Source organism: Thiomicrorhabdus sp. zzn3, from assembly GCF_029767755.1.
Lineage (GTDB): Bacteria > Pseudomonadota > Gammaproteobacteria > Thiomicrospirales > Thiomicrospiraceae > Thiomicrorhabdus.
In genome coordinates, this window is record NZ_JARUQS010000001.1 from 1,590,291 (window position 1) to 1,604,403 (window position 14,113).

8 protein-coding genes are annotated in these 14,113 nt (G+C 52.9%); 4 read left to right on the forward strand and 4 right to left on the reverse strand.

Annotation, left to right across the window (positions count from 1 at the left end):
• Positions 1-132: 132 nt before the first annotated feature.
• Complete coding sequence (locus QCB44_RS07400; protein ID WP_279409067.1) at positions 133-816, reverse strand: class I SAM-dependent methyltransferase; 684 nt, start codon at positions 814-816, stop codon at positions 133-135.
• Between the two features lie 219 nt (positions 817-1,035).
• On the opposite strand from QCB44_RS07400, the gene QCB44_RS07405 reads away from it, so the two are divergent.
• Both QCB44_RS07405 and QCB44_RS07410 read left to right on the forward strand, forming a co-directional pair.
• Positions 1,036-1,899 carry a PhnD/SsuA/transferrin family substrate-binding protein gene (locus QCB44_RS07405; RefSeq protein ID WP_279409069.1) on the forward strand — a complete coding sequence of 288 codons (864 nt, stop codon included), beginning with the start codon at positions 1,036-1,038 and terminating at the stop codon, positions 1,897-1,899.
• Entirely contained in the window at positions 1,896-5,045 is a 3,150-nt protein-coding gene (locus QCB44_RS07410) for an EAL domain-containing protein (RefSeq protein ID WP_279409070.1), read from the forward strand. Before QCB44_RS07405 ends, QCB44_RS07410 begins: the two co-directional genes overlap by 4 nt.
• Positions 5,046-5,098: 53 nt before the next feature.
• Here QCB44_RS07410 and QCB44_RS07415 read toward each other — a convergent pair whose 3' ends face one another.
• The 3 genes from QCB44_RS07415 to QCB44_RS07425 all read right to left on the reverse strand — a co-directional run bounded on the left by QCB44_RS07415 (position 5,099) and on the right by QCB44_RS07425 (position 12,489).
• Positions 5,099-8,674, reverse strand: coding sequence for a UvrD-helicase domain-containing protein (locus QCB44_RS07415; protein ID WP_279409071.1), 3,576 nt, complete (start codon positions 8,672-8,674; stop codon positions 5,099-5,101).
• Positions 8,671-11,454, reverse strand: a complete 2,784-nt coding sequence (locus QCB44_RS07420; protein WP_279409072.1) for a PD-(D/E)XK nuclease family protein — start codon at positions 11,452-11,454, stop codon at positions 8,671-8,673. Before QCB44_RS07420 ends, QCB44_RS07415 begins: the two co-directional genes overlap by 4 nt.
• Positions 11,455-11,640: 186 nt before the next feature.
• Positions 11,641-12,489, reverse strand: a complete 849-nt coding sequence (locus tag QCB44_RS07425) for a SprT family zinc-dependent metalloprotease (protein WP_279409073.1) — start codon at positions 12,487-12,489, stop codon at positions 11,641-11,643.
• A gap of 138 nt (positions 12,490-12,627) precedes the next feature.
• On the opposite strand from QCB44_RS07425, the gene QCB44_RS07430 reads away from it, so the two are divergent.
• The gene (locus QCB44_RS07430; RefSeq protein WP_279409075.1) at positions 12,628-13,608 is read left to right on the forward strand and encodes an RluA family pseudouridine synthase; all 981 of its coding nucleotides are present in this window, start codon (positions 12,628-12,630) and stop codon (positions 13,606-13,608) included.
• A gap of 10 nt (positions 13,609-13,618) precedes the next feature.
• On the forward strand, positions 13,619-14,068 hold the full coding sequence (locus QCB44_RS07435) for an HIRAN domain-containing protein (RefSeq protein WP_279409077.1): 450 nt from the start codon (positions 13,619-13,621) through the stop codon (positions 14,066-14,068).
• The last annotated feature ends 45 nt before the right edge of the window (positions 14,069-14,113 follow it).

Genomic DNA, 14,113 nt, shown 5'->3' on the forward strand with positions numbered 1-14,113 from the left:
CGCAGCGCGGATTCGAAGTGACTGATGAAAATTCAGCTTACGCTTTTTAAGTCTAATTATCTAGCCAAAAACGAATTCTGAAACAAAAATGTCACTCAAACCCAAACGGGCCGGCCAAGCGAATTGTCAGCCCTATTTTTCCGCCACGATACGCACCTGGCGACCGTCACGTAACGGAGTCTTTTCAATCACCTTAAAATCAAGCGCTTCCAACATGTACACCAAATCATCGGCATGATAGCGGTTGTGCTCCAAGAAATGTTGAAAGACGTCTTCAATGACATCTCGCTGCAAATTTTCCGTCCACAACGCTTTATCGGGATATTTATGATTCAGGTAATCGGCCAAGGGTTGGCGAACCAGGTCGATAATGCAGAAACGCCCACCCGGTTTTAACCAACGATAAACGGCCTTAAACATATTCACCGGCTGGGGCAGTTCATGCACCAACATATTCGCCATTACCGTCGCGACAGAACCGGCTTCAATATTAGCTTGCGGTTCATTCAGGTCTTCCTTGACCAGATGCGCATTGTCAGGCAAAGGCAACTGCGCGGCCAACATATAGGGTGCCGCTTCAAAACCGACAACGGGATTATGCGGATAACGCAGAGCTAAGTCGTTGATGAATTGACCTGTTCCGGCTCCGAGATCAATCAACCCCTCTTTCCTGCCGACAACACTTCCCATCTGCGCATTCCAGAATTCCCAAAAATCGTTATCATGTCGTCGCTCGTAGGTGGAAGTGATCATTTCACGTGCCTGTTCACCATCCCCTCCGTGGTGTTTAAGAATTTGTTGCTCGGTCTTTTCCATGCCCTTCTCCTCGGTAAAATATTCCTTCCAATCCCTTTACATTGGATTTTATACGTATAAAGTATTAGAAAGCATCTCAACAACCGACATAAAACCCTAAAAACAGTAGGATTAAACGCCTATACAAGAGGGTTTATGGTACTATTTGAGAGAACTCAAAGAAACGCAATTTCTTTTAAAAAGATCAAATACAGTTAAGCGGTTTGCCAGGGAAAAATTTTGAAAGGGACTTCGGTTTTTGCCATTCTATTTATCTTGTTCAGCCCTGTGCTCAACGGCTTGTCTTGGGCCCACGCCTCCGAAGTCGAGCCGCTGTATTTTGCGCCGCTTCCGGTCAGCAATCCGAAGTTGAGTTTTGCCAAATCTCTGCCCCTCGTTAAGCTGATTGAAAACACGCTAAACCGCCCCGTCATCCCTAAGCTCTATAACGACTACCATGACATTATTAACGGTTACGTTCAGGGGGAAATTGACTTCGTTGAACTTGGCCCCATGGTCTTTCTTCAGCTCAGCAAACAAACGGACCACACGTTTCCTTTGGCGTCCATTAATCATGAAGAAGGCCAGCGTTTTTACCACTGTGTATTGGCCGCTCCCATTGACGGCATCAAAGATATCGATCAATTAAAACACAATAAAACCATTAAAGTGGCCCTAACCCAACCGCTATCAACCTGCGGCAACCTGATGACCGAGCACCTCCTGAGGCAACATGGCCTTGAACTGTCAGAACTCTCCTACGACTATCTGGGATCCCATGAAAAGGTGGCGATGGCACTGATGCGCAACGAATACCAAATCGGCGGACTGGCTAATTTTGTGGCCAAGCGCTATCACTCATTTGGGTTAAACACCTTATCGGTGTCAGACTCCTTACCCTCTTTTACCATAGTCGGCAACCCGCAAAAGGTGTCACCAGACGAGTTACGCAAATTACAACAGGTTCTGCTGAATTATCGTCCACAAACCGGCTGGGGGATTGGCGCCCATGGTTTTAGTCCCTTTTCGCAAAGTGCTTTTGACACCCTCAAACGCATCGAGGCACAAAGTCATACTCTGCCTCTGAGTGGAGACACTCCATGATGTCAAGACAGAACCAATCCAAACGCACCAGCCTATACAAAGACGGCCTAATATCGTTGGCCATCACCTTTATTATCTGGTTTACTCTTTTTTCCGGAATGCATAACGAACACACAAAAGAGATTCAACGAAACCTTAAACAGGTGACTGAACAGCAGGATCTGGTGTGGCGCTCCGTGCAAAAAATCTTTAAGCAGGGCGTTGATGTGCATTTTTTTTCAACCATCTATCAACCAGATGTCATTGTTTTATTGCAACAGGCCCAGAACCCGGAACTGCGCCAGCAGGCCAGAATTGAACTTTATCGCCTGCTTTATCCCTATTATCAGAAACGCCTGAGACAAAACGACGGTCATTTTCATCTCCACTTCCATACCCCGGATAACCACAGTTTTCTGCGCTTCCACCAACCAGAAAAGTTTGGCGACGACTTAAGCAAGGCGAGGCCTTCCGTTGTCAAAACCAACCAGACGTTAAAACCGGTGCATGCATTTGAAACCGGAAAAATCATCTCCGGAATGCGCCACATCTATCCCATTGTCTATGAAGGCAAACATTTAGGCAGTGTTGAATTCGGACAAAAATTTGAATCCCTGCGCCAGGAAATAAACCAGTTTAATCCGGCTCTGGAGTACACCATTATCTATCAGCGCACGCCTTTGGAGCGTAAAACTTTCAAAGAAATGGCTTATTTGTATGGACCAAGTCTGTTTTCCGACCAGTGGCTGGAAGAAGATCCTTACCGCGTCCTGCCACAAAGCCCTCTGCCCCATTCGCCAGAAATGCAGGCCGTTGCCAATCAAGCGAGGCAGGACGACACATTGAATGCCTCTCTAGAACAAGGGGGCTCTTTTGCCCGTGTCTACTCCAGCAATGGACAATACTATTCGCTCTGCTTCACCCCAATCCACGGCATCCAAAACCAGAATATGGCCTACCTGGTCTCGTTAAGCAAAGACGATCAAATCGCAGCAGTCAACCGCCGCTTTGAAACCTTTGCCGTTGTTTTGACTCTTTTCATGCTTCTCGGCTGGCTGATCATCTGGCGTTTAATGCACTCTCATCGCCGGCAACGTGAACAGCACAGCTATTTACAGAGCATTACCCACACGATCAACGAAGGGTTAATCGTTCTTGATGCTCAATGCCGCATCACCATGTTGAATGCGGCCGCTGAAAAACTGCTTGGTTACCCTGAAGAGGCATTGCTGGGGAAAGTGCTGTTTGAACACTTCGTCAATCAAGACGAAAATCAACAACCACCGGAAACTTTGATTAAAAATGCCACATTTCAGGGCTTGTCATATCAGGGTGAGCTGGACATTTATAATAAAGATCAGCAACCATTTACCGCTTCCGTTTCCAGTCAACCGCTCTATATAGACGGCAAACTTAAAGGCGCGGTCATCAGCTTCTACGACATCACAGCAGAAAAGCAGCAACAAGAAGCGCTGCGCATTGCCGCTACCGCCTTTGAGACTCAAGAAGGAATCATGATCACCGATCCGAACGGCACCATCCTTCGAGTTAATAAAGCGTTCACGGTTCTCACCGGATACGCATCTGAAGATGTCGTAGGACAGACACCCAGCCTGTTGAACTCCGGCAGACAAGATCAGGCTTTCTACCAAAAAATGTGGAATAGTCTGGTCAAAGACCATTTTTGGCAAGGTGAAATTTGGAACAAACGCAAAGACGGCCAAGTGTATCTGGAGTGGCTCACCATTACCGCCGTAGTTGACGATCGAGGCAACATCACCCAGTTTGTCGCCAACTTCTCCGACGTCACCGAACGCCATCAAGCTCGTGAAGAGATTCAGAAACTGGCGTTCTACGACCCTCTTACTAAGCTCCCGAATCGACGCCTGCTGATCGACCGTCTGGAGCACGCGATTCTGTACACTCAAAGAACGCATCAGTGTGGTGCACTCTTCTTTATCGATCTCGACAATTTTAAAACCCTGAACGATACCAAAGGACACCTGGTAGGAGACTTGCTGCTCAAAGAAGTGGCCAAACGTCTGATACTCGCGGTGCGCGACGTGGATACCGTGTCACGTATTGGCGGCGATGAATTCGTTATTCTGTTGGAAAACTTAGGCGATAACCCTAGCATCGCCGCGCAACATGCCGAACATTTGGCACTGAAAATTTTAGAGCTGTTCAACCAACCCTTTATGTTGGAAAACGAGCAGTTCCATACCAGCCCGAGCATCGGGGTCGAGGTGATTCACTGTCAACACACCAACTCCGATGAACTGTTGACGCATGCGGACTTGGCGATGTATCAGGCGAAAAAACACGGCCGAAATACAATTCGTTTCTTTGATCCGCAAATGCAGATCAACGTCGAACGTATCGCCAGCCTCCAAAACGATCTCCGCGAAGCGCTGGAACACGAGCAGTTTGAACTTTATTATCAACCTCAGGTCAATCAGCATGCCGAAGTGGTCTATGCGGAAGCGCTCATCCGTTGGAATCACCCTGAACGCGGCTTTGTATCGCCGGCGGAATTCATTCCGATTTCCGAAGAGTCCGGCCAGATCATTTACATTGGCGATTGGGTTCTGAAAAAAGCCTGTGAAACGCTGGTTCGTTGGCAACAAGACCCATTGCTGCACCACATCAAGCTCGCGGTGAATGTCAGTGCCAAACAGTTTGCACACCGCGATTTCGTGTCTAATGTCAAAAACGCCCTTCAGACCAGCGGGGCACGCCCCGACTTCCTAAAACTGGAACTCACTGAATCGGTGGTGGTCAAGGAAGTGGAAAAAACCATTGAAACCATGAATGCCTTGCGCGATATCGGCGTACGTTTCTCGATGGATGATTTCGGTACCGGCCACTCCTCGCTCTCTTACCTGAAACGACTGCCACTGTCACAACTGAAAATCGATCAGTCGTTCATCCGAGACCTGACCGTGGATTCGGACGATGCCACCATCGTTAAAACCATTATCGCCATGTCCAATACCCTGAAATTGGAGGTCATCGCCGAAGGCGTGGAAACGATTGAGCAGCGCGAATTCCTCAAAGAAAACCAGTGTTACATCTATCAGGGCTATCTCTTCAGTCGCCCACTGCCGATAGACGGCTTTGAAAATCTGGTAAAAACCGCACAAGACATTAACCTGATTGACTTTTAAGCCGCACCTACAAACTGAACAGGCCTGTTCAGTTTGAGCGCCCGTCAGAATGGCTAATTGAGCTCCACCCAGCGATCCATATCGGTAAAATACAGTACCCATTTCTGGGCACGGCTCCGGCCCGCGGCACGGTCTATTTCGGCAAGCAGCTTTCCATAGCGCTCCAGTTGTGGACGATAGACCTCAACCTGTTTCTCGACAAACGCATCCACCTTCTCTGCGGCATCGCTGGCCAAGTGACTGGTTTTGTAATCGACAATCCAGCGCACCTCTCCCTCATCCACAAAGGTGCGGTCCACAATGTGGTTGGCCACCCCATCGTCTTCCAGCGACGTCAATGGATATTCGCACTGAGCTTCACGGTGTTTCTGATCCAAAGCCCATACCAGCTTCGCGTTGCCGCGTGCGTGCGTCAGGGAACGCAGTACCCGTTCAATCGCCTGTTCCAATAAGGTGCCTTCCACCCCCTGATTACGCAGCCAGTAACGATAAAAAGGCAACTGTTCACGCACCTCTGGCCAACTTTCCAGACTCGCCCACTGCTCCAACACCAGGTGCACCAGATTCCCCACCGACGTATTCAATAACGCCTGTTCTGGCGAACTCTCATAGAACGCAGCGTCCGGTGCACTGGCGCTCAATGCAACCGGCTTGGAAGCCGTCGGTGTCTCGTCCGGTTTTTGCACGGCCGCGCTATGCCGCTCGGAGGCAAACGTCAACTGATCCAATAAATAAGCGCGTTGCAATGGCAAACGCCGGATTTTGGGCGCAAACTCAAACGCCTCGATCGCTTCATCCACTTCGTCATAGTCGGCCGCCAACTTCACAAAGTCGTTTTGCACGCAGGGCCAAAGCGCTTCCAGCAGGCTGCCTGAATTGGGCAGAGGACGCGGACTTTCCTCCCTGTCGGAAATGCGGTAACGCACCTCGCCAAACAGATGCAGCTGACGCTTGGCCCGGGTGGCGGCCACATAGAGCAGGCGACCCAACTCATAATCCTGCTTTTCCTGCTCAAAGCGTCTCAGCAGGCCTGTCAGCAAAGAGTCTCCCTGCCCCTTCTGGTCGAGCGGCGCCATCACCAGCCATTCGCGCATAGTTTGTGCGTCAGTTTTCACTTCTGTTTGCGGCCCAAGAAACGACATCCATGACAGCAGCTGCTTGTCGTCGGAACGCGGCTTGCGCCCCAAGCCCGGCAAAATGACCGTATCGAATTCCAGCCCTTTGGATTTGTGCATCGTCATCAATTCAATACGCTGGCTTTCCTGGGCAGCATCGGGGCTGGCGTAAAGATTGGCAATCATCTCTTCCAGACGTTGAGCGTCCACCACTTCACCATCCAAGCCGGCAAGGGTTTCCCAGAACACGGTGACATTATCCAAAGCCGTCTGGTTTTCTACGCTATGCGCACCGTCAAGTTGCAACCAGCATTCACGTACCAGCAGCGAAAACGGCATACTGCCCAGACGCTGCAATGCGGTGTGCAAAACAGGCAAGGCAAATGCCAGCCGTTGACGAGCCCTTTCGCTCAGGCTCTCCGGCCACTGTTTCGGCTGAATCTGTTGCCAGGCGGGGGTCGAAAAATGTTCGCCCAGCAGCGCATGCAGGTCCGGCAGATTCAAGCCGACCAGCGGCGAACGCAATAACGCAATCCACGCCGGACGGTCCGCCAAATGCAGTAAAGCGCGGCTTAAGGCCAAGACATCCTGAATCTCCTGACGCTCCGCCAAGCCTTCCAGCTCCACCGCACGGAATCCGATCTCCTGCTGTTTCAGCAAGCTCGCGATCGTCATCAGACTGGAACGCGTGCGCCCCAGTACGGCGATTTTGGCCGCCGAGTCCAACTCGCGCAAACGCTGTTTGATCAACTGCACCACGTCCACCGCTTCACTTTCCGCAGTTTGGTTGAGTTGCCAATGGGTAAACACCGCCGGTGTGTCATCTTCGGAGGACGCCAAAGAGTCGCTGTAACACACCGCCCCGCTGGCGATCCGGTTCTGTTTTGGAAAGACCTGTTTGAATTGGCGATTGACCCAATCGATCACTGCCCGGCTGGAACGGAAGTTCACCTGCAGGTTCAACGGCGTCAGCTGTACATCACCGATGCGTCCCTGCCAGGCATCCAAAAAGTTGCCTACTTCCGCTTCGCGGAAACGATAGATGGACTGCATCGGATCCCCGACGATAAACAGGGTACGGGCATCTCCAGGCTGCCAACCGGCTACCAGTTTGCGAATCAAGGCATACTGTTCACGACTGGTGTCCTGAAACTCGTCCACCAACAGATGTTCGATGCGATAATCTAGATGTTGCGCCAGTTCGGTCGGTTCTTCTTCACGGCCGAGCGCCTGCGAGGCCGCTTGGGCAATTTCGATAAAATCCGCTTCTCCGCCATGACGAAACGCCACCTTGAGGTAAGCCGCCGCCATTTTCAACAGATGAATCAATGATTGCAGACTCTGCCACTGCTCGTCACTGTAATGTGGTTCGGGCAGGCCTTTGAGCACCGCCAGACTCAGACGAACTTGCTCGGCATCAGGTGCATCGCGCAGTCCGGCCAAGGCATTGACAAAGCGCTCCTTGTTCTCTTTGGCTGCTCCTTTTCCGGCAGGAAAACCGTTATTTTTGGTGACCGATTTACGAATCTGATCCTGGCCGGTTAACAGCCAGTCCGCCAGACTGCGCCAGGCGGCGAGCGAGTCAATACCATTGCCCAGTTCACCAGCGCACAGGGGTTGCAGGTTCTCGGCGCCATTGGCGCGCGCATAATCGGCCAACTCGGCGGCTTCAGTCAATAAAGCGCGCACCGCACTCAAATGCGCCAATTGGCTTTGCATCTCCTGCTCGACTACCAATTGCAACGCCCATTCCAGCTCGTCGCGCGCGGCCTCGTCCTGAACGGATAACAAATTCTGCATCCACTGATCGCGCTTGCCGAGCATACTTACAATCAACGCCTCGGCGCGTTGATAGCGGCCGTTGACCAGACGCAGCAGGTCGGCCATTGCCGCCTGACAACTGTCGTCTTTGAGCGCCATGCGCGCCGCCTGCTGGTAATAGCGTGTCGCTTGGTCGGTGACGCGCGGCTGCGCCCCCATTTTAGAGAGCAGCGGCATCTGTCCAACCAAAAAGCCGTTAATACCGTCGATGGTTTTAATGCGCAGTCGGTTAGGGTTTTGCAAAAGTGACCAGGCCTGTTCGGAATCGCGCTGCAACGCCTTCTGCGCCAGCTTCCAAGTATTACGCTCAAACAGCGAGGCGTCCGCGGATGGTGCGGACTGCAAGCCGGTTTTCAAAGCCCCCAAAATCCGTTCGCGCATCTCCGCTGCCGCTTTTTTGGTAAAGGTCATGGCAACAATTTTTTCCGGTTGGTTCACCTGTGATAACAAGGCGAGAAACCGTTGCGTCAATAGCGCGGTTTTACCCGAACCGGCCGGTGCCTGCACAATGTAGGAAGAAAATGGATTGACCGCTTCAAAACGCTGCGCACCATCCGCCAACTGCACATCCACTTCCAAGCCAAACAACGTCTGCAAATCGGGCACGCCGGTTGAATATTCACATTCGTTCACCGGGTCATCCACAGCGCCAAACAGACCGGCTTGCATACCTAGCCTACCTTGCGTACTCATCCGCCATTCTCCTCCGATGTGATCCCGATTTCCGCCATCTGCGCCTCCACTTCCGGCAGACGCAGCGCCAACTTCCCGGCGGCATAAGCCACATCCGCTGGTTTATCAAAGCGCATATCCGCCTCCCCCCTCTGGATGCTCTGGGCCAGTTGCAACACCTCATCGCGCAGGGCCTGCAAAAAATCGTTCCATGCCACCTGATGAAATGGCCCCTCTTTTTCCGCCAGCTTGGCAAACACGGTGATGGAACGTGTCGAACAAAGCACCTCCTCCTCTTCGACTAACGCATTGAGCTTAACGCCGTCGTCGGTGTGCAGCAAACCGTAGCCAATGCCCGCCACCGGCTCGGACACGGCATGCAGATACACCGCTAACTGCGGCGCCTTCAGCGGCGTTTTCAGCAAATTATTGATACTGGCCCGCCCGGTTTTGTAATCCAAAATAACCGTTTGCCCCGCCACCGAATCAATGCGGTCAATAATCAGCTTGAATTCAATCCCGGCCAGCGTCACCAGCTGTTCCTGCTCGGTCTTTGCCACGGAGAAACTTGGACGATTTTTCTCGACCTCGAGCCACTGCCACAACAGCTGAAAAATGCGGGCCTGTTCAAGTTGCAGATAGTGTTCGTTAAACTGGCTTTGCAACGCTTCAAAACCCGCTTCAATCTGGCTGTTTAAAGCCTGCTTGAGTTCGGTCTCGTCCATGGCCAACAAACGGCTCTGTGTCTTGGTTTCCTCCCAGAAATGCTGCAGAATCTCGTGAATTAGCGTTCCCTGATTGGTACTCGGCAAGCCCTCTTCCACAGTTTGCAGCTCCTGACGGGCGCCGAGCCGGTAATCGATAAAGGCCATCAGCGGGCACTGGCTTTGTGCCTGCAAAATCCCGGTTCCTCCCGGTGCGCGCGTACCGGCGGGAATTTCAGGCCCTCGATTATCCAGCTCCCAAAGACTCTCGCTGTGCTGGAGGTAGTGCCACTGCGCCAAACTTTGATACGCATGAGCATGGTAAGACTGCGCCCCATCCAGCGGCGCAGATTCCAGCAACGGGCTTGGCAAGAGTTCGGCCTCGCCTTGATGACGCGCAAAACTCCACACCTGAAGCGGTGCCGTCCAATGCAGACGCTGCATCACCTGACGCGCGTATTCCAGTTCGCGCTGGGCGTCACAACGCGGCAGACGCTGCTGCCGCTGCAATTCCAGTGGCAAAAACGGATTGGGGTCCGGCATTCGCGGCCAAGCCTCGTCGGTCAGCCCCAGTACCCATAGCGCATCAAACTGTTGGCCACCCGCCTCAAGAAATCCCATGATTTGGATTGGCTGCACGCCGCGGCTTTGTGACTGATGAACGGTTTCACCAATGTAACGCTGTAAGGCATTCAGCCATTGTGAAATCTGCTGTTTTTTATGCGGTGCGCTAAGATGGGCAAAATCGGCCAAGCGCTGCTGAAAGGTTTGCTGCTGCTGGTACTCATCACTGTTCAATTCACGCGCACTGCACCAGCCCAGCGCCTGCAGACAGGATTGCGCCAAATCAACAAATTCGGGCAGTGTGAGCGACTCTGATGCCCTAGCGCCAAGCGACCTCTGCCACTTCTGCAGACGCTCCAACAAACTTTGCGGCAACAGCCTACAGGCCTGTTCGGATGCTATCAATGAAGGCCACTGAAAACTGGCCCACTGCAGACGCCGTAGTCCGGCGTCTGCCCGTTGGCGTCGCCATAAGGACGCAACGCTATAAGGCGAAATCAACCACTGACTCCAATCCGCATAGCTGAGCGTCCGTCTGGGCTGCAGGAAGATCTGCAACGTCAGCAGCGCATTTTGCACCAAGGCTTGCTGCGCCAAGGAGTCCCCGAGCGAGAAGTTATACAGCCGATTCATTGCGCTCTGCTGCAGGTTAAGCGGCTGTTGCCGTGCAATCGCTAACTGCTCGTCCAGCGCAAGAGTGAGAGCTGTTTTACACTCGCTGACATTCGGCGCCACCACGCCGATTTTGATCGCGTGTACCGGCTTTTTCTCCTGCAATTGCAGCCACTGCTGGACACACCAGTAAGCCACCTGCTGAGCCTCGTCCAACGGGTCTTTTGCATCATAACGATAGAGTTGCGGCGCAGCCTCCCCCGGTTTGTTTGCCTCTGACTGCTCTCGCGCTTGAAGTTCATTAACCAGAATCACTTCGGTGCCGCGCGCTTCGACCGCACGCTGCCAACGCTGCATGGCGGGGGTCATTTCATCAAACCCATGCAGTTGAAAACGTTGCGGCAACTCACCCTTACCCATCTCCAGCCAGGCTAACCTCTGTTGCTGGCGACCCACACTGTCTTGCCAGCCTTGCACCTGTAAACGTTGCTGATAGCGCTGCATCGCTGAGAAAAACAGTTGCGTTTCGTCGCTGGGATAAAAGGCAGACTGCGCCTGTTCCCGCTGCTCATCACTCAGCCACTCCATCCATAACGCCCAGGCCTGGTCAAGCTGCTTGGCGGTGGCGGGCAGATTCAGCAGCGATAAAGGCTCGCCGTTTTCGTCAAGGCGCTGTGCGCTCTCCTCTTCCAATACCTGCTCCCACAACCATTGCGCCTCAAACGCAGACAGCAATTTGGCTTGCAGCGCTTCCAGCGGCAGTTCGCCACGCAACAGCAATGCTTCTTCCCACTGTTGCCACCACTGTGGCAGCGTCATAATTGACGGGGTTTCAATGACCTGACACGCTTGATCGGCCAACGCCTGCTGCTTCAAGGTCTGGGTTAGTCGGCTATTGGAAGTAAGGTGAATAACGGACATAAGCTCTCACATTAATCGCCCTGGTTGAAATGACGAACAAGGACGTAAAAATCAAAAACGGACAATGACGCAAAGGGGCAAATGCTCTCTCCGAACCACGGACTACCTTAGCAAAATTCCATAGTCTGCGGGCGTCAAATTGAAGGTTTAAACGCATCCTCTGGTTGAGTGAAAATCCGCTCATCGCTACGACGTCTGCAAAAACCCGATCAGTTCGGGACCTTGTTGGCGCAGCCAGCGTTTGGCCTGTTGGGTTTGAGGATAATGATGGGCCACCAACGCCCAGAAATGGGCGGAATGGTTGGCGTGAACCCGGTGACACAGTTCGTGCACAATCACATAATCGATCACCCAGGCAGGCGCTTGCAGCAAGCGCCAGTTAAATTGAATACGACCGTCCGGGTAACAACTCCCCCAGCGTGACTTATAGCCTTTGACGGTGATCGAGGCGTAATCGACGCCGATGCGTTGCGCCCACACCAACACCTCGCTCTCAAAATAATGCCGCGCCTGCTCACTAAACCACTCCTGCAACACTCGCTGCCGAACGGGCTGCATGCTCTGCGCTTCAAGCGTCCCCTCCGGAGACAACATCGTTTCATCCAGGGTAAATCTGAGCAGGCCTGATGATTCGCTATCGGCCGAGTCCGTCCGGTTATCATCGCTCCCTTCTCCTTGCAGCAGCCGATCCTGGTTTACGAGCTCCGCCATAAACCGGTCGCCCGTTTGCCAAAGCAAGCGATAGGTTTGCCCCTGAAAACGCACCGCTTCTCCACTCAGGGCATAGAATGGTGACACCGGCGTCAACGAGAGAGTTTCCAATTTGCGGCCAATCCACGAGGCATGTTGATCCAATACTTTTTGCAGGGCGCGTTCGGAGAGGTGACGCGGTACATGCAGTTCCACGCCCTGCGCTTTGGGCTTGAGACCGATCGACTTTTTGCGTGACGTACGCACCACCGGCAACCACTGTTCACCGACCTGGTAATGGCGGATTCCTTCAGCCGAAGCGCTCTTCTCTATTCTGCGTGGCACCTGGCGTCTCCAACGAAACATTTTTTTCATCCCTTATTGCGTGATTCCCATTTTAAAGCAGATGGCGATTTGTTTCTAAGCGTGAGTCGCTTAAAATGGATCTATTGTTTCCTATTCTTTTATTTATGCCCACTCACCATGACCAACACCTGTACCGAACCCCATCCGGACCGTCCAACGGAACCGGCTGAAAAACAGCATTTCCGCTACCAAGTTGACGCAACGCAAACCGCTTTGCAGGCTTTGCAACAGGCCTGTTCACTTTCGGTGAGAGAACTGAAAGCGGCGTTCGATAAAGGCGCGGTGTGGCTGACGGCCGCTTCGGCAAAAGCCAAGCCGGTGCGACTGCGGCGCGTGAAAAGGCCGCTCAAGCCCGGCGAGGTGATCGAACTCTATTATTTTCCGAAGCTGCTGCACAGCGAACCGCCGGCACCGAGATTGCTGCTGGACCGCCAGCAATACAGCGTCTGGTTTAAACCGCGGGGCATGCTCTCCCAGGGTTCCAAATGGGGAGACCATACGGCACTCTATCGCTGGGTGGAACGTCACCACCGCTTTAACGGTGAAAACCAAAACCGGCAGACCTGGCTAGTGCACCGTTTGGATCGCGCCACCGCCGGAGTGCAGCTTCTCGCCCACAACAAGAAAACGGCGCAAACACTCACCCAACTGTTTGCGGAACACCGCATTGAAAAACACTATCAGGCCTGGGTGCACGGGCACTTTCCGCAGCGACGGCAAACCTTTACGGACGCCATCGACGACAAACCGGCCGTGACCCACGCGCAGGGCCTCCACTACGACGCGAAACACCAACTCACGCTGGTGGAGATTGAGATCGAAACCGGACGCAAACATCAGATTCGTAAACATCTCTCCGGCGTAGGATTCGCCGTCGTCGGCGACCGCCTGTATGGCGATGTGGCACGTGACCTGAAATTGGCCGTGTCTCTCCCAGAAAACCGCCGTCCCGATCTGCAACTGACCGCCTATCAGCTCAAGTTTGTCGATCCGCTGAACGGCGAACCCATTGACGTGGTGTTAGCGGACGCGCAACGTGCCTTGCTTAAGGTGCGTGCAGACTCGCAAAGTCGCGTCGCATTCTCTCAAAACACTTAGCGACAGAAACATGGCTATGCTCCGCGCTTACCGTTTTCCGATTAAAGGCAGTTACTATTACGATGCCGCCGATGCCTTTCAACAAGACCTGTTGCCGGTGGAAACCGAACTGACCCTGAAGCTGGAAGCGGACAATCCGCACGATGCCAATGCGATTCAGATTTGGCTGCCCGTTCACCCAGATAACGGTGCAGAGAACCACTCGGATAACAGCGACAACCCATCCGAACTGCTCATCGGCTATGTGCCGCGACAGCTCGCTAAACGCTGGCACCCGAAGCTTCGCACACTCTCCAAGCCGACCGTCCGCCTGGTCACCGCCAAAGCCAAAGGCAAACTGCTGAGACTGGAGTGCGAAATGGCTTTACCGCTTGGCTGGACGGACCATCTCTGCAGTCTGTTGTGGAGCCAGTTGACGCTATGGAAACAACGCTTGAAACAGCTAGGCTTATTCAGCTAAATCGGCATGAAACATTGGTTTCCGTACGTTTAAATGGAGTTTGTT